Consider the following 19,547-nt stretch of genomic DNA (forward strand, 5'->3'; position numbering starts at 1 on the left):
CCGTGCGTCGTCACGGCCCCGGGCCCCTCCATCTGGTGCCGGCTGAGGGACTCGAACCCTCACACCCTCTCGGATAGCGCATTTTGAGTGCGCCGCGTCTGCCATTCCGCCAAGCCGGCCCGTTCGATCGATCACCATACCGTAGGCTTTCACCGTGACTGAAGAAGCATCGCAGGCCCCGCGGAGAGTCGTCGTCGCCGAGGACGAGTCGCTCATCCGGCTCGACATCGTCGAGATCCTCCGCGACAACGGATTCGACGTCGTCGGAGAGGCGGGTGACGGCGAGACCGCCGTGGCCCTGGCGAAGGAGCTCCGCCCCGACCTCGTCATCATGGACGTCAAGATGCCGCAGCTCGACGGCATCTCGGCGGCGCAGCAGCTGAGCGACGGCAATATCGCGCCGGTCGTGCTGCTGACGGCGTTCAGCCAGAAGGAGCTCGTCGAGCGGGCCACGGAGGCGGGCGCACTCGCGTACGTCGTGAAGCCGTTCACGCAGAACGACCTCCTCCCGGCCATCGAGATCGCCCTCGCCCGCCACGCCCAGTTCATCGCGCTCGAGGCCGAGGTCGCCGACCTCACCGACCGCTTCGAGACCCGCAAGCAGGTCGACCGCGCGAAGGGCCTCCTGACCGCGAAGATGGGCCTCTCGGAGCCCGAGGCGTTCCGGTGGATCCAGAAGGCCTCGATGGACCGTCGACTCACGATGCTCGAGGTGGCCCAGGCCGTCATCCAGCAGCTGTCCGCACCGAAGAAGGGGCGCGGCAACGACGACGAGAAGGACGCGGACTGACCCGTCCACGTCATCGTGACGACGGTGCCGGAACGACATCCGTCGTCGCGGACGTCATGACGCCGCACCCGATGGGTTCGCCCGGCGACGCAGCGTCGCGTCGGCGGACGGACCGATCGGAGCCCGATCGCATGCACCGCGGGAGTGCGCGGACGATGAGCCCGACTGGTTCGACATGACCCGGGTCACACTCGCTCGGCTCGATGCGCGAGGTGCGGACCGCGACCAGCTCGTGCGATTCCTCACGAGCGAACGCTTCCCGTTCCACGTGGCGTCGCATCCCGACCGCGCGACGGTCCTCGAGCGCATCGACCGCGGCGACTTCGACGAGCGAGGTCGCCTGGTGCGCTGGGTCCGCACCGACGGAGCCGACACCGTCGGCCTCCTGCGCGTCGAGGACGCGGACGATCCGACCCCGATGCTCGACCTCCGGCTCGGTGAGGCCCACCGTGGACGGGGGCTCGGGACCGCGGCGCTCCGCCGCGCGTGCGATCTCGTCTTCGGTACGTTGCCGGACGTCGATCGATTCGAGGGTTCCACGCGCTCGGACAACGTCGCGATGCGCCGGGCGTTCCGGCGCGCGGGATGGGTCAAGGAGGCCGTCCACCGGGAGGCCTGGCCGGGACGTGACGGTGCACGGTTCGATGCGATCGGCTACGCGATGCTGCGCGGCGATTGGCAGCGCGGCACGGTCACGCCCGTTCGCTGGACGGACGAGATCGACTGACGATTTCGTCCGACCCCGCCGCGGTGTCCCAGGCGGTCACGCCGCACACCGAACGGCTGCGGCCCGTGAACGGCCGACACGCCCCGAACGAGCGCGTGTACGAACGCAATATTTGCACCCGCGCACGGATCGGCCGCCGAGGCCCGCTAGCGTGCGTCGCGGAGGTAGTTCGTGATGCGGATCGTCGACAGGCGACGCCCGTCGGCGTCGGTCACGACGATCTCGTGCACGGCCGTCGACCCGCCGAGGTGGATCGCCGTGCACGTGCCCGTCACCCACCCGGTCTTCGCCGAGCCCGTGTGCGTCGCGTTGAGGTCGACCCCGACGGCGTAGCGGCCGGGGCCCGCGTGCAGGTTCGCGGCGAACGATCCCAGTGTCTCGCCGAGGGCCGCGGACGCACCGCCGTGGAGCAGACCGAACGGCTGGGTGTTGCGGGCCACGGGCATGACGGCGACCGCCCGCTCGGCCGAGAGCTCGACGAAGCGCACACCCATCGACGTCGCGAGGGTCCCGACCGGCGTGCCGCGAAGGAGCGCCGCCTGATCCGGCACCCGCAGTCCGTTCACGATCTCCGGTTCCGCATCCTGCACCGGGTTCTCGGATCCCATGGTCCTCCTCGACCGCGCCGCTAGGCTGACCCCGTGTCAGCGACAGCTCAGCCTACCCTCATGGTCATCGACGGTCACTCGCTCGCCTTCCGCGCGTTCTTCGCGCTCCCGGTCGACAGCTTCGTGACGGCCGACGGCCAGCACACGAACGGCATCCACGGCTTCATCTCGATGCTCATCAACCTGCTGAAGGAGGAGAAGCCGACGCACCTGGCCGTGGCCTTCGACATCTCGCGACACTCCTTCCGGACGCGCGAGTACCCCGAGTACAAGGCGACGCGCGATGCGACGCCGCCCGAGTTCAAGGGCCAGATCCCCCTTCTGCAGGACGCCCTCCACGCGATGGGCATCCAGACGATCACGAAGGAGGACTACGAGGCCGACGACATCCTCGCGACCCTCGCGACGGAGGGCCGTGAGGCGGGCTACCGCGTGCTCGTCGTCTCGGGCGACCGCGACAGCATCCAGATGGTGAACGACGAGGTCACGCTCCTGTACCCGTCGACGCAGGGCGTCTCGAAGCTCACGCGCTACGACCCTGAGAAGGTGTTCGAGCGCTACGCCGTGCGCCCCGAGCAGTACCCCGACGTCGCGGCCCTCGTGGGGGAGAAGAGCGACAACCTCCCCGGCGTGCCCAAGGTGGGGGAGAAGACCGCCGCGAAGTGGCTCGCGAAGTGGGACTCGCTGCAGGGCATCCTCGATCACGAGGACGAGATCCCGGGCAAGGTCGGCGAGTCGTTCCGCGAGCACAAGGGCGAGGCGATCCGCAACCGGAAGCTCAACCGACTCGTGACCGACGTCGAGCTCCCGGTCGGGCCGAAGGACCTCGAGCGCGGCCAGATCGATGTCGCGAAGGTCCGGGAGGTGTTCACTCGTCTCCAGTTCCGCACGCTGCAGGAGCGCGTCCTGGCACTCGCCGCCGACGCACCCGAGCAGTCGGGCGCGGACGAGGCGGCCGAGGCGGCGCCCGTGCGCGGTGAACTGCTCGACGAGGAACTCGAGCTCTGGATCGCGCGAGCCGTCGAGGCGGCCCCGGACGGTCTCGCGCTCACCGTGCGTCAGTCCGACGGCGCGGTCACCGAGATCGGCGTCGCGGGCGAGACCGAGGCGACCGCGCTCGGCTGGTTGCCCGAACGGGCCGACTACGCCCCCTTCGAGTCCTGGCTCGCCTCCGACGCGCCCAAGCTGCTCTTCGACGCGAAGCCGCAGGTCGAGGCGCTGCGGCGCGCGGGGCTCGAGATCGGCGGCGAACTCCGCGACGCCCAGGTCGCCGCGTGGCTGCACCGCCCGCAGAACCCGCCGAAGCGACTCGCCGAGCTCGTCCAGCAGCAGCTCGACGAGGCCCTTCCCGAGGGCGACCCGAACGAGCTCGTCCCGCTCGACGAGTCCGTCTCCTACGCCGCCTCGGACGCGTGGTTCACACGCCGGGCCACGCTCGCCGCGATCGAGCGGCTCGCGGAGCCGGTGCGCGGGGTCTTCGACGACATCGAGACGCCGCTCGTCCCCGTGCTCGCCCGCATGGAACTGCAGGGCGTGACGATCGACCGAGCGTTCCTCCAGGGTCTCGCCGACGACCTCAGCGAGCGCATCCGGTGCTACGAGGCCGAGGCCTTCGAGGCGGCGGGCGGTGAACCGTTCAACCTCGGCTCGCCGAAGCAATTGCAGACCGTGCTGTTCGAGCGACTCGAGATGCCGAAGACACGCAAGACGAAGACGGGGTTCTCGACCGACGCGGAGTCGCTCGCGGAGCTCGAACGCTCGACCCCGCACCCGTTCCTCGGTGCGCTCCGGCGTCACCGCGACGCGGTCAAGCTGCGGCAGATCATGGAGACGCTCCTCAAGTCGATCGGCGACGACTCCCGCATCCACACGACGTACGTGCAGGTGGGCTCCGCATCGGGCCGCCTGAGCTCGACCGATCCGAACCTGCAGAACATCCCCATCCGCTCGAGCGAGGGGCGGCAGATCCGCCGGGCGTTCGTGCACGGCCCCGACTTCGTCGAACTCCTCACGGCCGACTACTCGCAGATCGAGATGCGCATCATGGCGCACCTCTCGGGCGACCAGGAGCTCATCGCCGCCTTCAACCGCGGCGAGGACCTGCACCGCTTCGTCGGTTCCCGCGTCTTCGGCGTGGAGCCCGCCGACGTGACGTCGGACATGCGCTCGAAGGTCAAGGCGATGTCGTACGGCCTCGCGTACGGCCTCAGCGCGTTCGGTCTGTCCAAGCAGTTGCAGATCGACGTCGCCGAGGCGAAGCGGCTCATGATCGAGTACTTCGAGCGGTTCGGGAAGGTGCGCGACTACCTGCGCGACGTCGTCGCGCAGGCGCGGGAGGACGGCTACACGCAGACCATCTTCGGTCGCCGTCGCCCGTTCCCCGACCTCAGCTCGCCCAACCGCATCGCGCGCGAGAACGCCGAGCGTGCGGCCCTCAACTCCCCGATCCAGGGCTCGGCCGCCGACATCATCAAGCGTGCCATGATCGCGATCGACCGACGCATCGCCGACGAGGGACTCGACAGTCGCATGCTGCTGCAGGTGCACGACGAACTCGTGCTCGAGGTCGCGGCGGGGGAGGGCGACCGTCTGGAGGCGCTCGTGCGCGAGGAGATGTCGGGTGCCGCCGATCTCAGCGTGCCGCTCGACGTGCAGGTCGGCCGCGGCCCGAACTGGGACGAGGCGGGACACTGAGCGCACCGGGCCCAGCGCCGTCGTCGCCGCTCCCGCAGCACGGTGTCCTGGGCGAGTTCCTCGCGGGCGTCGGCACGTACCTGCGCGGATTCCGCATGTACGCGACGAGCCCGGGGCTCATGCTCCTCGGTGCGCTCCCGGCGCTCATCGTCGGACTCGTGTTCCTCGCTGCACTCGTCGTGCTCGCACTCAACGCGACACACCTCGCGGAGCTCCCGACGCCGTTCTCGGTGAGCTGGGACGAGGGATGGCGGACCGCGCTGCGGGCGCTCGTCGCCGTCGGACTCTTCGCCGCGGGCGTCGCGCTCGGCGTCGTGACGTACGCCGCGCTGACGCTCACGATCGGTGCCCCCTTCTACGAGCGCATCCAGGTCGCGACCGAGCAGCGACTCGGCGGCATCGACCGACCCGTCGAGTTGCCGTTCTGGGCCTCCGTCCGCCGGAGCATCGCCGACGGCCTCCGACTCCTGCTCGTCGCGGCCGCGACGGCACTCGTGGTGTTCCTCGCCGGCCTCGTCCCCGTGGTCGGGAGCGTCGTGGGCTGGACGCTCGGCGCGCTGTTCGGAGGCCGTGCCCTCGCGCTCGAGCTCACGGGCACCGCGGGGGACGCGCGTGGCATGACCCTCGCCGCGCGTCGGCGTCTGCTGCGCTCGCGCCGGGCACGGTCGATCGGCTTCGGCGTGTGTGCCTACCTCACGTTCCTCGTGCCGGGCGGGGCCGTCATCGGCACCCCAGCGGCCTCCGCCGCCGGCACGATCCTGCTCCGCGAACTGCGCGGCGAAGCGACGACCCGCTCGTCGGGCCTCGCCTCGAGGGTGGAGGGGCGCCCGGCGTAGGATCGCGTGCATGACGACGAGCGCTCCCGCACCACGAACCCCGTCCGACGTCGACCGCATCGCCGAGGCGTGGCACGCGACGAGCGTGGAGCTGCGGCCCGAGCGGCGCGTGGAGCTCGGGCTCGAGGGTGATCGCAGCGCGTACGGCGACTACTCGCCGGCCCGATTCGACGCGGAGCGCGCGGCCGCGCAGCACGTGCTCGAGGAGCTCGACGGGGTCGAGCCCGTCGACGACGTCGACCGGGTGACCCTCCTCGAGCTGCGGCGCACGCTCGGCCTCGAGCTCGAGTCGCTCGACGCGCAGCTCGGCTACCGCGATCTGTCGAACATCGCGTCCCCCGCACAGGACGTCCGCATGACGTTCGACCTCATGCCGACCGCGACGAGCGACGACCTCGATGCGATCGCCCGCCGACTCGCGAACGTGCCCGCAGCGCTGCGCGGATACACCGAGACGCTCCGCGAGGGGATCCGTCGCGGCGTCGTCCCGGCCCGCCGCCAGGTCGAGGAGGTCATCACGCAGACCCGTGCCTATGCGACGCCCGGCGGCTTCTTCACGGGGCTGACGCAGCTCGCCCCCGAGGGCGTCGACGTGAGCGAGGGCCTCCGGGCCGATCTCGAACGTGGCGCGTCCGAGGCCGAGGGGGCGTACGGCGACCTCGCCGCGTTCCTCACCGACGAGCTCGCACCCGCCGCGACCGAGGTGGACGCCGTCGGGCGCACCCACTACGCGCTCGCGTCGCGTGGCTTCCTCGGTGCGGCCGTCGATCTCGACGAGACCTACGAGTGGGGGCTCGCCGAACTCGCACGCATGGTCGCCGAGCAGGAGTCGATCGCGAACGAGATCCTGCCCGGCGCGAGCGTCGGGGAGGCGATCGACCACCTCGACGCCGACCCGGCCCGCAAGCTGCACGGCACCGACGCGCTCCGGGCGTGGATGCAGACCACGAGCGATGCCGCGGTCGAGGCGCTCGCCGGCAGCCACTTCGACATCCCGGAGCCGCTGCGTCGGCTCGAGTGCCTCATCGCGCCGACCGAGGAGGGCGCGATCTACTACACGGGCCCGTCCGAGGACTTCTCGCGGCCCGGACGCATGTGGTGGTCCGTCACTCCGGGCGTCACCGAGTTCGACACGTGGCGCGAACTGACGACGGTCTACCACGAGGGTGTGCCGGGCCACCACCTGCAGGTCGGCCGGGCGACGTATCTGCACGAGCAGCTCAACTCCTGGCGGCGCGACAACTGGACGAGCGGCCACGGCGAGGGCTGGGCGCTCTACGCCGAGCGGCTCATGGAGGGCCTGGGCTTCCTCGCGGACCCGGCCGACCGCCTCGGCATGCTCGACGGTCAGCGCATGCGCGCCGCTCGCGTCGTGCTCGACATCGGCGTGCACCTCGGCAAGGAGGTGCCGGAGGGCGGCCGCGTGTGGGACTACGACTACGCGCTCGACTTCCTCGGCCGGCACGTCAACATGCCCGCCGGATTCGTGCGCTTCGAGGTGAACCGGTACTTCGGCTGGCCCGGACAGGCGCCCTCGTACAAGATCGGACAGCGGGTGTGGGAGGAGCTGCGTGACGAGTCGGCTCGGCGGGAGGGCGACGCGTTCGACCTCCGCGCGTGGCACTCGCGCGCGCTCGACCTCGGTGGCGTCGGCCTCGACACGCTCCGCGAGGTGCTCGCTCCCGCCGAATGAGGACCGAGTGGGGACCGTGTGAGGCGGGCGGGAGCACCTCGCGGCGCGCACGCCCCTCGGGTCAGGCGCCGCCGAGGTGTTGGGCGAGGATCGGCACCAGCACGTCACCGACGGCCTGGCGACCGAGCGGCCCCGCACTCAGGGCGCGCGTGAAGTGTCCGACGAAGGGGATCTCCGTCCCCTCGTACCCGATGTACTCGTCCGTGTTGTTGTCGAGTTCGGCGAACTTCCCGGCCTGCACGGCCCGGATGCCCTGGAACAGCGGGTTCCCGACGAACGCGCCGTAGGCGGCCTGGTCCTGGCTCTGGTCGACGAGGACGACCACGTCGCCGTCGACCCGGCCGACGAGCTCGGGCGTCAGATTCGATCCCGGCCCGAGCCCCGCGCCGGTCGGGTTCGGCGCGAAGCCGAACTCCCCGAACAGCGACTCGGCCGCGGAACCCTCGTAGTTGATGACGCCGAACTCGCCCGGGCCCCAGAAGACCATGTACGCGACGAGCGCGTCCGCGAACTCGGGGTGCGCTTCGCGCACCGAGGCGGTGTAGGCGTCGTAGTCGTCCTCCACCTGCTGGGCGCGGTCCTGCAGATCGAGTGCCGAACCCAGCAGGTGGATCTGGTCTCGCCAGTCGGAGATACCGCCGTCGTCCCGCGGGACACCGATCACCGGTGCGATCTGCTGGAGCTCGGCGAGGTTGTCCTGAACGGCGGAACTCGTGTAGATGAGGTCGGGCTCCACGGCGGCGATCCGTTCGAGCGGGAACTGCTCGTCCGAGATCGACCAGACGGACTCGATCGCCTGCGCGTCGAGGGCCCAGGGGAACAGACTGATCTGCTCGTCCGTGCCGACCGGGGTGATGCCGAGCGCGCCGAAGACGTCGGCACCCCAGGACTCGGCGAGGACGATGCGCGTCGGGCGCTCCTCGAGCGTGACCTCACCGAAACCGGACTCGATCGTGAGCGGATAGCTCACGGCCCCCTCCGCCTCGGGCAGGAGCGTCGGGTCCTCTGGCGCCGACGCCGCCGAGCCGGTGCCGCACGCGGCGAGCGTCGCCACGAGGAGTCCCGCGAGAGCGGTCGCGGCCACCCGGAGGAGATTCGTCGGTGCGGAGGTGTTCATCGTTGTCCTCTCGGAAGGCGTGCGATCGCGACCGAGGCCGCGCGAGCTACGCTCGTCTTCCGTGGATTAGGTCAGGCTCACCTTCGCTCCGACACCGATTCGGCCCGATCGTGCGCCGTTCGCGCCGAGCTCGTTCGGCGCGATGACCGAAGCCGTCCAGGGGGAGGAGCTGCCCGTGAGCCGGGACGAGGAGGCGGACACGATCGCTCCGCGACCGACCGGATTCGAGTACGCGCTGCCCGCGGTGCGCGTCGACGAACGGCGGGAGACACACGTGCACCTGCTGCTGTGGCAGGCCTACGGCACGGCCCACGTCACCGTCGAGGGGAGGAGCCACGACCTCGAACGCGGCCAGGCGCTCTGGATCCCCGCAGGTCGTCGGCACCACTTCACGGTGCATCGGAACTCGGTCCTCACGCCGCTCTTCTTCGCGATCGAGGAGGTGGACTTCGCGAGCGAGCCGATCGTCGTCGAGATCTCGGGAACGCTCGCCGTGCTCCTGCTCGCGCACGACGTCGCGACACACACGCTCATCGAGCCGGAGACGGAGATCCGGCGACACATCTTCGACGCGATCGAACGCTCCCTCGAGCCGGACGTCCGACCCCCAATGCCGTCGAGTCCCGCCGCGCGACGCGTCGCGGAGTGCCTGCTCGCGGATCCGGCGGACCGCCGTGGCGTCGTGGAGCTCGCCGCGTGGGCACACTCCTCACCCCGGAGCCTCCAGCGCGCGTTCGCCAGCGAGACCGGTGCGACGTTCCGCGAGTGGCGAATCCGCAGCCGCGTCGACGCGGCGGCGGGCCTCCTGCGCCGTGGGTGCACCGTGGAGGCGGCGGCCCACGGGGTGGGCTACACGAACGTCAACGCGTTCCGACGCGTCTTCCTCACACGGTTCGGACTCTCGCCCACGGCCTACGCGGAGCGCGTCCTCGCAGGCTGACCCACCGCAAATGTTGCGGACAGTGCGACGTGTCGCGGGATAACATATGCGAACGCACAGATCGTGCGAGGGGATCAAGGAGGATCACCATGGCAGGCAATCGCGCCGTCGCATACACCGGACCAGGCATGGTCGAGGTCACGGACACCGACTACCCGACGTTCGAACTCAAGGACGGACCGGGCGTCAACCCGGCCAACATCGGCCGGAAGGTGCCCCACGGCGCCATCATCCGGACCATCGCGACGAACATCTGCGGCTCCGACCAGCACATGGTGCGCGGCCGCACCACCGCGCCGGCGGGACTCGTCCTCGGCCACGAGATCACCGGCGAGGTCGTCGAGGTCGGCCCCGACGTCGAATTCATCCGGGTCGGGGACATCGTCTCCGTCCCCTTCAACATCGCGTGCGGCCGGTGCCGCAACTGCAAGGAGCGCAAGACCGGGATCTGCCTCAACGTCAACCCGGACCGCCCGGGCAGCGCCTACGGCTACGTCGACATGGGCGGCTGGGTCGGCGGCCAGGCCGAGTACGTGCTCGCCCCCTAGGCGGACTGGAACCTCCTGAAGTTCCCCGATCGCGACCAGGCGCTCGAGAAGATCCTCGACCTCACGATGCTCTCCGACATCTTCCCGACCGGATTCCACGGCGCCGTCACCGCGGGCGTGGGCGTCGGCTCGACCGTGTACGTCGCGGGCGCCGGCCCCGTCGGGCTCGCGGCCGCGACGGGCGCCCAACTGCTCGGTGCGGCCGTCGTGATCGTCGGCGACATGAACGAGGACCGGCTCGCGCAGGCGCGCAGTTTCGGCTGCGAGACGATCGACCTGACGAAGGGCGACCCCGGTGAGCAGATCGAACAGATCCTCGGGGTGCCCGAGGTCGATTGCGGTGTCGACGCGGTCGGGTTCGAGGCGCGCGGGCACGGTGGCGATGCCGGCCACGAGGCACCGGCGACCGTCCTGAACTCGCTCATGGACATCACCGCGGCGGGCGGGGCCCTCGGTATTCCGGGCCTCTACGTGACGGGCGACCCGGGCGGCATCGACGAGGCGGCGCAGAAGGGCTCGCTCTCGCTCAGCCTCGGCACCGGGTGGGCCAAATCGCTCTCGTTCACGACCGGCCAGTGTCCCGTCATGAAGTACCACCGTGGCCTCATGATGGCGATCCTGCACGACCGGGTGTCGATCGGGAAGAACGTGAACGCGACCGTCATCTCGCTGGAGGACGCACCCGAGGGGTATGCGGCCTTCGACGCGGGGGCCTCGAAGAAGTTCGTCCTCAACCCGAACGGCTACCTCGACGACCTCGTGGCGTGAACGTCCGGGGGCGACGGGCCGCACCGTCCGGCCCGTCGCCCCCGGGTGCCCTTCGGGCGACGACGACTATGCTCGTGTGATCGCCACCGCGGACGGACCGGTGACGACGCGACAGGAGACGCCATGGACTGCACGGCGCGCGGAACGGCCCGCATGCCCGACGTCGTCGCCGAGTCGCGCGAGCGCTCCATCCGCCTGCTCGGCTCACCCGAACGTGCGCGCCCCGACGTGGCGGACGCCGAACGCGATCTCGCCGCGCTGCGCGCCGCCCATCCGCTGTCCGAGGTCTACGACGTCGTCGACGAACTGCTCGTCCGGCCCGCGACCGACACGGGGCTCATCCTGGCCGTCACCGACGACGCCGGACGGCTCGTGTGGGTCGAGGGCGACCGGACGGCACAACGACGTGCGGAAGAGATGGCCTTCGTGCCGGGCGCCGACTGGTCGGAGGCGCACGTCGGCACGAGTGCGCCGGGAACAGCGCTCGCCTCGGGCGGGGACGTGCAGGTCGTGGGGGAGGAGCATTTCGCCCCCTCGGTGCACGCCTGGAGCTGCAGCGCCGTCCCGATCCGCGATCCCGGGACGCGCCGCGTGCTCGGCGCGGTCGACCTCACGGGTGACGCGGCGGCCGTCTCACCGCACACCCTCCCGCTCCTCCGCGCCGCGGTCGCCGCGATCGAGGGGGCGCTCGCGAACCGCGGTCGCGCCGGCGCATCCGTCGGCCGCCGCGAATCGCGCGTCCATCCCTCCGGCCCCAGGCTCCGGCTCCTCGGTCGCGACAGCGCACTCCTCGAGGCGGACGACGGCAGAACCCTCGAGCTCAGCCGCCGGCACAGCGAGATCCTCCTCCTGCTCGCCGCACACCCGACCGGCCTCAGCGGCCCCGAACTCGGCGTACTCCTCTACGCGGACGGCGCACGCGGCGTCACCCTCCGCGCCGAGCTCACGCGCCTGCGCGCCGTGCTCGCGGGCTTCGACGCACCACTCGGCCTGCTCTCGCAGCCGTACCGACTCGACCGCTCCCTCGTGACGGATGCGGCGGAGGTCGTGCGTGCCGTGGATCGCGGCAAGCACCGGCAGGCCCTGCGCGACTACGTCGGCGCCCCCCTGCCCGCCTCCGAGGCACCCGGCGTCGAGACGATCCGCGAGCGGACGCGTTCGACGCTGCGGGAATCCGTCCTCGGCCAGGGCAGCGCCGACGCGGTCCTCGCGTACCTCGAGGTGCCCGGGCACGAGGACGACATGCAGGCCAACCGGGAGGCGCTGCGGCTCCTCCCGATGCGGTCCCCGAAGCGGGCCGGCATCGTGGCCCGGCTCGAGTCGCTCGGCGCGGACGCCGAGGGCCGCTGACCCGCGATCGGGCCGAGCTGCACGTCACCTGAGTGCGGCATCCCCGTTGCAACCCCGCTGCAACCCTTCGACGGATAGCGTCACGGCAACGCGCAGCATCCGCGCGCCCCCACGACGACGAAGTCGAAGGAGCAGTCATGACCGTCTACGCAAACCCCGGTTCCGAGGGTTCGAAGGTCACGTTCAAACCACGCTACGAGAACTACATCGGCGGCGAATGGGTCGCCCCCGCCCGCGGTGAGTACTTCGAGAACATCACGCCGGTCACGGGCCAGGTCTTCACCGAGGTCGCGCGCGGCACCGAGGAGGACATCGAGAAGGCCCTCGATGCCGCTCACGCCGCCGCCCCCGCCTGGGGCAAGACCTCGCCCGCGGAGCGAGCCCTCGTCCTCAACCGCATCGCGGACCGCATGGAGGAGAACCTCGAGACGCTCGCCGTCGCCGAGACCTGGGACAACGGCAAGGCCGTCCGCGAGACGCTCAACGCCGACATCCCGCTCGCGATCGACCACTTCCGCTACTTCGCCGGCGCGCTCCGTGCCCAGGAGGGCACGCTCAGCCAGCTCGACGAGAACACGGTCGCGTACCACTTCCACGAGCCGCTCGGTGTCGTGGGACAGATCATCCCGTGGAACTTCCCGATCCTCATGGCGGTCTGGAAGCTCGCCCCCGCCCTCGCGGCCGGCAACGCGGTCGTGCTGAAGCCGGCCGAGCAGACGCCCGCGTCGATCCTCGTCCTGTTCGAGATCATCGGCGACCTCCTGCCCCCGGGCGTCGTCAACATCGTGAACGGCTTCGGCGTCGAGGCGGGCAAGCCGCTCGCCTCGAACAAGCGCATCGCGAAGATCGCGTTCACGGGTGAGACGACGACGGGGCGCCTCATCATGCAGTACGCCTCGCAGAACATCATCCCGGTCACGCTCGAACTCGGCGGCAAGAGCCCGAACATCTTCTTCGAGGACATCGCCGCGAAGGACGACGCGTTCTACGACAAGGCCCAGGAGGGCTTCGTCCTGTTCGCCCTCAACCAGGGCGAGGTCTGCACCTGCCCGTCGCGCGCGCTCATCCAGTCGTCGATCTACGACTCGTTCCTCGAGACCGTCACGGAGCGCACGAAGCGCATCGTGCAGGGAAACCCGCTCGACACCGACACGATGATGGGCGCGCAGGCCTCGAACGACCAGTTCGAGAAGATCCTGAGCTACATCGACATCGGGCAGCAGGAGGGCGCGAAGATCCGGATCGGTGGCGCGAAGGCCGAGCTCGAGGGCGAGCTCGCAGGCGGCTACTACATCCAGCCGACGATCTTCGAGGGTGACAACTCGATGCGCATCTTCCAGGAGGAGATCTTCGGGCCCGTCGTCTCGGTGACGCGCTTCGACGACTACGACGAGGCGATCCGCATCGCGAACGACACGCTCTACGGCCTCGGCTCGGGCGTGTGGGCGCGCTCCGGCAACACGGCCTATCGCGCGGGTCGCGACATCCAGGCGGGTCGCGTGTGGGTCAACCAGTACCACGCGTATCCCGCGCACTCCGCGTTCGGCGGCTACAAGTCCTCGGGCATCGGCCGCGAGAACCACCTCATGATGCTCGACCACTACCAGCAGACGAAGAACCTCCTCGTGAGCTACAGCGAGGACAAGCTCGGCTTCTTCTGATCCGAGCCCCGGCCACCCGGGGCTCCCGCCGAGCCCCGGGTGGCCGGCCCCCGCTCGCGACGTCGATGGGCGACGTCGCGGGCAGCCAGCAATCCCCCTATTCAAAGGAGAAGACATGACCGGAACGAACATCCGCGCGGCGATCGTCCGCGAGTTCGGTGCCCCCCTCGAGGTCGACCAGTACGAACTGCCCGAGCCCGGGCCGCACCAGGCGCTCGTGCGCGTGCTCACGAGCGGCGTCTGCCACACGGACCTTCACGCGGCCGAGGGTGACTGGCCCGTCAAGCCGTCCCCGCCGTTCGTCCCCGGCCACGAGGGCGTCGGCATCGTCGAGGCCGTCGGCCCCGACGTGACCGATGTGCAGGTCGGCGACCTCATCGGCAACGCCTGGCTGTGGAGTGCGTGCGGCGAGTGCGAGTACTGCGAGTCGGGCTGGGAGACGCTCTGCGAGGCGCAGCAGAACGGCGGCTACTCGGTCGACGGCTCGTTCGGCGACCACATGATCGTCGACACCCGCTACGCCGCGCGCGTGCCGGAGGGCGCGGACCCCCTCGAAGTCGCTCCCGTGCTGTGCGCGGGCGTCACGGTCTACAAGGCGCTCAAGCGCACCGAGGCGCGGCCCGGCCAGTGGGTCGCGATCACGGGGATCGGTGGACTCGGGCACATCGCGGTCCAGTACGCCGTCGCGATGGGACTCCGGGTCGTCGCGGTCGACGTCTCCGACGAGAAGCTCGAGCTCGCCAAGAAGCACGGCGCCGAGGTGACGGTGAACGCCCGCGAGGTCGATCCGATCGCCGCCGTGCACGAGGCGACGGGCGGCACGCACGCGGTCGTCGTGACCGCGGTGCATCCCGCCGCGTTCGGTCAGGCGATCGGGTTCACGAGACGTGGCGGAACGATCGTGTTCGTGGGTCTGCCCCCGGGGGACTTCCCCGCGCCGATCTTCGACATCGTGCTCAAGGGCCTCACGATCCGCGGGTCGATCGTCGGGACGCGCCGCGATCTCGCGGAGGCGCTCGACTTCTACGCGCGCGGTCTCATCCACCCGACCGTGACCGCGCGCCCGCTCGAGGACATCAACGCCGTGTTCGACGAGATGCGGGCCGGCAAGATCGACGGCCGCGTCGTCGTCGACTTCCGCGAGAACTGACGGAACCGCGCGAGGGGCGGTCGGCGTCCCCCGGGCCGCCCGCCCCTCGCGCACCCGTCCGGCCCGGCTCGGGCGTCGGCTCCCAGCCGGCGCGCGTATCGTGCCGGGCACGCGCACCGGTCGCCCCGGTCGCGCCAGTCACCGGCGAGGAGGCCGACATGACCACGAGCACCGCTGACCTCGCATCACGCCCCACGCTGCCGGGCGAGTCCACGTCACGCGTCGCGCTCACACCGAGCGCCGTCGAACTGCTGCAGAAGCTGACGGTGCGGCACGGCCCGCTCATGTTCCACCAATCGGGCGGTTGCTGCGACGGCTCCGCCCCCATGTGTTACCCGGCCGGCGAGTTCCTCACGGGCGATGCCGACGTGCTGCTCGGGGTCTTCGACGTGCCCGGTGCCGGCGAGATCGAGTTCTGGATGTCGCGCGAACAGTTCGAGTACTGGAAGCACACGAAGCTCACGGTCGACGTCGTGGACGGCCGCGGCTCGGGCTTCTCCGTCGAGGCGCCGGAGGGCAAGCGATTCCTGATCCGTTCGACGCTCCACGACTTCGGCGGCGACGCGGACTGACGACGGGACGACGCACCCGGGCAGCGGGCCCGGGGAGCGGCGGGAACACGGCGGCCGACACTTGAGTCGACTTGCGGTATGGGCTATGCTTTCAGGGCACTTCCGTGCGACTTCATATCCGTTTCTCGGGCGGATACCCCGCTCCCGCGGGGTGTGACCCGCCCGAGCCGAGTTCCCATCCGCCTGGAGCAAAACCTACATGACCACCACCACGACCGAACAGGCCGCCAAGCAGGTCGCCATCAACGACATCGGATCTGCTGAGGACTTCCTGGCCGCGGTCGAGAAGACGCTGAAGTTCTTCAACGACGGCGATCTCATCGAAGGCACCGTCGTTCGCATCGACCGCGACGAGGTCCTCCTCGACGTCGGGTACAAGACGGAGGGTGTCATCCCTTCGCGCGAGCTCTCCATCAAGCACGACGTCGACCCCAACGAGGTCGTCGAGGTCGGCGACACCGTCGAGGCCCTCGTCCTCCAGAAGGAGGACAAGGAAGGCCGTCTGATCCTGTCGAAGAAGCGTGCGCAGTACGAGCGCGCGTGGGGCGACGTGGAGAAGATCAAGGAAGAGGACGGCGTCGTCACCGGCACCGTCATCGAGGTCGTCAAGGGCGGCCTCATCGTCGACATCGGCCTCCGCGGCTTCCTCCCCGCCTCGCTCATCGAGCTGCGCCGTGTGCGCGACCTCACGCCCTACCTCGGGCAGGAGATCGAGGCAAAGATCCTCGAGCTCGACAAGAACCGCAACAACGTGGTGCTCTCGCGCCGCGCGCTGCTCGAGCAGACCCAGTCGGAGACGCGCTCGAACTTCCTCGGCCAGCTCCAGAAGGGCCAGGTCCGCAAGGGCGTCGTGTCCTCGATCGTCAACTTCGGCGCGTTCGTCGACCTCGGCGGGGTCGACGGCCTCGTCCACGTCTCCGAGCTCTCGTGGAAGCACATCGAGCACGCCTCCGAGGTCGTCGAGGTCGGCCAGGAGGTCACCGTCGAGATCCTCGAGGTCGACCTCGACCGCGAGCGTGTCTCGCTCTCGCTCAAGGCGACGCAGGAAGACCCGTGGCAGGTGCTCGCCCGCACCCACGCCATCGGTCAGATCGCACCGGGCAAGGTCACGAAGCTCGTTCCGTTCGGCGCGTTCGTTCGCGTCGCGGACGGCATCGAGGGTCTCGTCCACATCTCGGAGCTCTCGACGGGTCACGTCGAGCTCGCCGAGCAGGTCGTCTCGGTCGGCCAGGAGCTGTTCGTCAAGATCATCGACATCGACCTCGACCGTCGCCGCATCTCCCTCTCGCTCAAGCAGGCGAACGAGGGCGTCGACCCCGAGGGCACGGAGTTCGACCCGGCGCTCTACGGCATGCTCGCCGAGTACGACGAGCAGGGGAACTACAAGTACCCCGACGGGTTCGACCCCGAGACGAACGAGTGGAAGGAAGGCTTCGACGAGCAGCGCGAGGCATGGGAGCGCGAGTACGCGCTCGCCCAGTCGCGCTGGGAGGCCCACAAGGCGCAGGTCGCCTCGGCCATCGAGGCCGAGCAGACCGCCGACCAGGGCCCCACGGGCTCGTCGTCGTTCACGAGCGACGCGAACGGCGCCGGCACCCTCGCCGACGACGAGTCGCTCGCCGCGCTCCGCGAGAAGCTCGCAGGCAACTAGCCCGCAGCACACCGCAGTAACGCCGAATGGGCGGACCCACCGGGTCCGCCCATTCGGCGTTCCGCGCCGGCCTCGCGATCCGATGTCGGCGGCATACCCGGTCGGCGCCCCGCGCTCGGCCATCGATCCCGCCGGCACCCGACGCCCCATTGGTCCCGTGACCCGTCGGTCCGTCGGTCCGGCGGTCCGGCGGTCCGGCGGTCCGGCGGTCCGCCGATCGCCATCGTGCTCCCGGGTCGAGCGACCGCGTGAACGCGGATGCCCCCACCGACGACGACCCCCGCGCACGTGCGCGGGGGCCGTTCCGGGAACCGCCGTCGGCCGAGCCTCAGGACGCCGCGGGTGCGGGCGGCAGGGGAGGCACGGGTGGCTCGGAGCCCGAGGCCCGCGCGCGACGTGCATCGCGGATCCGCCGCATCCGACGGAACAGGACCCAGAAGAGCAGGCCGAGCACGAGCAGGAACACGATCACGAGCACGGGCACGATGATCGCCGCGAACGTGAGCCCGACGCTCATCGCGTCCTCGGTGACGCTCAGCGCGGGCGCGGCCGCGCCCGCCGTCACGACGTTCGCACCCGCACGCGTCCCCGCCTTTAACAGGTGCGTCGCGAGTGCGACGACCACACCGATCGCCACGGGCACCCACGCGTTCGACGTGAAGAACGACGCCGGGTCCGTCACGGCCGCCGTCTGGCTGCTCGCGCCGGCACCGAACACGATGCCGCCCGCCGCGGGGCGCACGACGGTCTGGATGATGTCGTTCACGTGATCGACCGCCGGGACCTTGTCCGCGACGACGTCGAGCACGAGCAGGACGCCGATGATGACCATGACCCACTCGTTCGACAGCCACTCCCATCCCGCGGGGAGCGTCACGAGCGAGGTGAATCTGGCGAGGAGCCCCATGGCGAGCATGGGGATGAACGCATTGAGCCCACTCGCGGTCGCGAGTCCGGCGCCTGTCAGGATCTCGAGCATTGGTGTCCCTTCCACCGGTACACAAGTAGTGTGGCAGCACACGCGCGGATCCGGCGGATTGGAGCCCCCTGATGACGACGATCGCACTGACCGGCGGCATCGCCTCCGGGAAGTCCACCATCTCCGAACGACTGCGCGAACTCGGCGCCGTCGTCCTCGACGCCGACCGCTTCGCGCGCGACGCGGTCGAACCCGGTACACGCGGGCTGCAGCGGATCCGCGAGCACTTCGGTGAACGCGTCATCCGTCCCGACGGGACCCTCGACCGCGCCGCACTCGCCGCGATCGTCTTCCACGACGAGGACGAGCGCAAGGTGCTCAACGACATCACACACCCCGAGATCGCGCGGCTCACGAACGAGCGCAAGGCCGCGATCCGCGCCGAGGACCCCGAGGCGGTGATCGTGCACGACATCGCCCTCCTCGCCGAGGGACGCTTCAACTACGACTACGACGAGATCTGGGTCGCGGACGCTCCCGCGTCCGAGCGGCTGCGCCGACTCGTGGAGGAGCGCGGCATGGACGCCGTCGAGGCCCGTGGCCGCATCGAGGCGCAGGTCTCCGACGACGAGCGTCGGGCCATCGCCGACGTGATCATCGACACCGCCGTCCCACTGGCGGAGACGCTCGCGCAGGTCGACGACCTGTGGGCGCAACTGGACCGCCACTCGGTCGACGACCGCACGACGGAACGCTACGGCGCCTGAGCTCAGGGCTTCGGCACGACGGGCCCGTCCACCCACGTCGTGCCGAGCGCGCGCGGGACCGCCGAGCCGGCCGTCACGGCCGCGACCCGCGCCGCGACGGCCGACCGCTCGGCCTCGAGATCCGGCACCGCGAGACGCAGCACGACGTTCGCACCGTACTCGGCCTCCAGCACGCCGACGCCCGCGGCACGCAACTCGTTCTCCCAGCGGCCCGCATCCGCGTGCGGCGCGTCGACACCGAGGATGCGCATCCGCTCCCGGCGCCGCGCGCCTGCCGCATCGAGCGACTGCGACACGACCTCGGAGTAGGCGCGGACGAGGCCGCCCGCCCCGAGCAGGACGCCACCGAACCAGCGCACGACGACCGCGACGACGTCGCTCAGATCGGCCTGATCGGCGCCGCCCGGCCCGGGATACGAGTGCAACCGCATGGCGTCGAGCATCGGGACGCCCGCCGTCCCCGACGGCTCACCGTCGTCGCTCGATCGCTGCACCTCGCGGTGCGGCCCGACGAGGAACGCCGAGCAGTGGTGACGCGCGAGCCGGTGTTCGGCCCGGACCTGCGCGACGACCGCCCGCGCGGCCGCCTCGTCCGGGGCGCGACGCAGGACGCAGCGGAACCGGGAGCGCTTGATCTCGATCTCGTGCTCGACGTCGCGCGCGATGACGGTGTACGCGGCGGGGGAGCGGTCGTCGATCGGCGCTGCGCTCGGGTCCGGCATGCGACCGAGTGTAGGCCCGGAGCGAACTCCGGCG

Annotated in this window: 16 protein-coding genes, 1 tRNA gene and 1 pseudogene; 13 read left to right on the plus strand and 5 right to left on the minus strand. The window is 70.5% G+C overall.

The window, feature by feature from the left end; translation table 11 throughout:
• Positions 1-33 precede the first annotated feature (33 nt).
• A tRNA-Leu gene (locus HNR16_RS06810) sits at positions 34-119 on the minus strand.
• 35 nt (positions 120-154) lie between these two features.
• On the opposite strand from HNR16_RS06810, the gene HNR16_RS06815 reads away from it, so the two are divergent.
• Together HNR16_RS06815 and HNR16_RS06820 are read left to right on the plus strand one after the other, a co-directional pair.
• A complete protein-coding gene (locus tag HNR16_RS06815) occupies positions 155-790 on the plus strand; it encodes an ANTAR domain-containing response regulator (RefSeq protein ID WP_158040297.1) in 636 nt (211 codons plus the stop codon).
• 175 nt (positions 791-965) lie between these two features.
• Positions 966-1,517 carry a GNAT family N-acetyltransferase gene (locus HNR16_RS06820; RefSeq protein WP_158040296.1) on the plus strand — a complete coding sequence of 184 codons (552 nt, stop codon included), beginning with the start codon at positions 966-968 and terminating at the stop codon, positions 1,515-1,517.
• 146 nt (positions 1,518-1,663) lie between these two features.
• On the opposite strand, the gene HNR16_RS06825 is transcribed toward HNR16_RS06820, so the two are convergent.
• Positions 1,664-2,125 (minus strand): PaaI family thioesterase, encoded by a 462-nt coding sequence (locus tag HNR16_RS06825; RefSeq protein WP_158040295.1) that lies wholly within the window; start codon positions 2,123-2,125, stop codon positions 1,664-1,666.
• A 60-nt stretch (positions 2,126-2,185) separates the two neighbouring features.
• Between HNR16_RS06825 and polA the strand changes: the two genes are divergently transcribed.
• From polA to HNR16_RS06840, 3 genes are all read left to right on the plus strand, one after another.
• Positions 2,186-4,819 (plus strand): DNA polymerase I, encoded by a 2,634-nt coding sequence (gene polA / locus HNR16_RS06830; RefSeq protein WP_179558358.1) that lies wholly within the window; start codon positions 2,186-2,188, stop codon positions 4,817-4,819.
• 80 nt (positions 4,820-4,899) lie between these two features.
• On the plus strand, positions 4,900-5,655 hold the full coding sequence (locus HNR16_RS06835) for an EI24 domain-containing protein (protein WP_263971454.1): 756 nt from the start codon (positions 4,900-4,902) through the stop codon (positions 5,653-5,655).
• Between the two features lie 10 nt (positions 5,656-5,665).
• Positions 5,666-7,348 (plus strand): DUF885 domain-containing protein, encoded by a 1,683-nt coding sequence (locus tag HNR16_RS06840; RefSeq protein ID WP_158040292.1) that lies wholly within the window; start codon positions 5,666-5,668, stop codon positions 7,346-7,348.
• 61 nt (positions 7,349-7,409) lie between these two features.
• Here HNR16_RS06840 and HNR16_RS06845 read toward each other — a convergent pair whose 3' ends face one another.
• Positions 7,410-8,465, minus strand: a complete 1,056-nt coding sequence (locus tag HNR16_RS06845) for an ABC transporter substrate-binding protein (RefSeq protein ID WP_158040291.1) — start codon at positions 8,463-8,465, stop codon at positions 7,410-7,412.
• A gap of 142 nt (positions 8,466-8,607) precedes the next feature.
• Here HNR16_RS06845 and HNR16_RS06850 point away from each other — a divergent pair, with 142 nt between their 5' ends.
• The 7 genes and pseudogenes from HNR16_RS06850 to rpsA all read left to right on the plus strand — a co-directional run bounded on the left by HNR16_RS06850 (position 8,608) and on the right by rpsA (position 17,105).
• Positions 8,608-9,405, plus strand: coding sequence for an AraC family transcriptional regulator (locus HNR16_RS06850; RefSeq protein ID WP_158040290.1), 798 nt, complete (start codon positions 8,608-8,610; stop codon positions 9,403-9,405).
• A gap of 89 nt (positions 9,406-9,494) precedes the next feature.
• A pseudogene (fdhA, locus tag HNR16_RS06855) lies at positions 9,495-10,721 on the plus strand (formaldehyde dehydrogenase, glutathione-independent).
• A gap of 123 nt (positions 10,722-10,844) precedes the next feature.
• Positions 10,845-12,071, plus strand: a complete 1,227-nt coding sequence (locus HNR16_RS06860) for a GAF domain-containing protein (RefSeq protein ID WP_158040289.1) — start codon at positions 10,845-10,847, stop codon at positions 12,069-12,071.
• 137 nt (positions 12,072-12,208) lie between these two features.
• Complete coding sequence (exaC, locus tag HNR16_RS06865) at positions 12,209-13,732, plus strand: acetaldehyde dehydrogenase ExaC (protein WP_158040288.1); 1,524 nt, start codon at positions 12,209-12,211, stop codon at positions 13,730-13,732.
• A 115-nt stretch (positions 13,733-13,847) separates the two neighbouring features.
• Positions 13,848-14,882 carry an alcohol dehydrogenase AdhP gene (adhP, locus tag HNR16_RS06870; protein WP_158040287.1) on the plus strand — a complete coding sequence of 345 codons (1,035 nt, stop codon included), beginning with the start codon at positions 13,848-13,850 and terminating at the stop codon, positions 14,880-14,882.
• 158 nt (positions 14,883-15,040) lie between these two features.
• On the plus strand, positions 15,041-15,454 hold the full coding sequence (locus HNR16_RS06875) for a DUF779 domain-containing protein (RefSeq protein ID WP_158040286.1): 414 nt from the start codon (positions 15,041-15,043) through the stop codon (positions 15,452-15,454).
• Between the two features lie 199 nt (positions 15,455-15,653).
• On the plus strand, positions 15,654-17,105 hold the full coding sequence (gene rpsA, locus HNR16_RS06880) for a 30S ribosomal protein S1 (protein ID WP_158040285.1): 1,452 nt from the start codon (positions 15,654-15,656) through the stop codon (positions 17,103-17,105).
• 328 nt (positions 17,106-17,433) lie between these two features.
• Here rpsA and HNR16_RS06885 read toward each other — a convergent pair whose 3' ends face one another.
• On the minus strand, positions 17,434-18,084 hold the full coding sequence (locus tag HNR16_RS06885; RefSeq protein ID WP_158040284.1) for a DUF4126 domain-containing protein: 651 nt from the start codon (positions 18,082-18,084) through the stop codon (positions 17,434-17,436).
• 71 nt (positions 18,085-18,155) lie between these two features.
• Here HNR16_RS06885 and coaE point away from each other — a divergent pair, with 71 nt between their 5' ends.
• Positions 18,156-18,791, plus strand: a complete 636-nt coding sequence (gene coaE / locus HNR16_RS06890; RefSeq protein WP_158040283.1) for a dephospho-CoA kinase — start codon at positions 18,156-18,158, stop codon at positions 18,789-18,791.
• A gap of 2 nt (positions 18,792-18,793) precedes the next feature.
• Here the strand turns inward: coaE and HNR16_RS06895 are convergent, their stop codons facing one another.
• Positions 18,794-19,513 carry an IMPACT family protein gene (locus HNR16_RS06895; RefSeq protein ID WP_158040282.1) on the minus strand — a complete coding sequence of 240 codons (720 nt, stop codon included), beginning with the start codon at positions 19,511-19,513 and terminating at the stop codon, positions 18,794-18,796.
• Between the last annotated feature and the right edge of the window lie 34 nt (positions 19,514-19,547).

This window comes from Pseudoclavibacter chungangensis (assembly GCF_013410545.1).
In the GTDB taxonomy this organism is placed as follows: Bacteria; Actinomycetota; Actinomycetes; order Actinomycetales; family Microbacteriaceae; genus Pseudoclavibacter; species Pseudoclavibacter chungangensis.

Coding starts and splice junctions, on each gene's coding strand:
- HNR16_RS06885 (WP_158040284.1), bottom strand. CDS start 18,084: ATGCTCGAGATCCTGACAGGCGCCGGACTCGCGACCGCGAGTGGGCTC.
- polA (WP_179558358.1), top strand. CDS start 2,186: ATGGTCATCGACGGTCACTCGCTCGCCTTCCGCGCGTTCTTCGCGCTC.
- HNR16_RS06850 (WP_158040290.1), top strand. CDS start 8,608: ATGACCGAAGCCGTCCAGGGGGAGGAGCTGCCCGTGAGCCGGGACGAG.
- rpsA (WP_158040285.1), top strand. CDS start 15,654: ATGACCACCACCACGACCGAACAGGCCGCCAAGCAGGTCGCCATCAAC.
- HNR16_RS06825 (WP_158040295.1), bottom strand. CDS start 2,125: ATGGGATCCGAGAACCCGGTGCAGGATGCGGAACCGGAGATCGTGAAC.
- adhP (WP_158040287.1), top strand. CDS start 13,848: ATGACCGGAACGAACATCCGCGCGGCGATCGTCCGCGAGTTCGGTGCC.
- HNR16_RS06860 (WP_158040289.1), top strand. CDS start 10,845: ATGGACTGCACGGCGCGCGGAACGGCCCGCATGCCCGACGTCGTCGCC.
- HNR16_RS06840 (WP_158040292.1), top strand. CDS start 5,666: ATGACGACGAGCGCTCCCGCACCACGAACCCCGTCCGACGTCGACCGC.
- HNR16_RS06875 (WP_158040286.1), top strand. CDS start 15,041: ATGACCACGAGCACCGCTGACCTCGCATCACGCCCCACGCTGCCGGGC.
- coaE (WP_158040283.1), top strand. CDS start 18,156: ATGACGACGATCGCACTGACCGGCGGCATCGCCTCCGGGAAGTCCACC.
- HNR16_RS06895 (WP_158040282.1), bottom strand. CDS start 19,513: ATGCCGGACCCGAGCGCAGCGCCGATCGACGACCGCTCCCCCGCCGCG.
- HNR16_RS06820 (WP_158040296.1), top strand. CDS start 966: ATGACCCGGGTCACACTCGCTCGGCTCGATGCGCGAGGTGCGGACCGC.
- exaC (WP_158040288.1), top strand. CDS start 12,209: ATGACCGTCTACGCAAACCCCGGTTCCGAGGGTTCGAAGGTCACGTTC.
- HNR16_RS06845 (WP_158040291.1), bottom strand. CDS start 8,465: ATGAACACCTCCGCACCGACGAATCTCCTCCGGGTGGCCGCGACCGCT.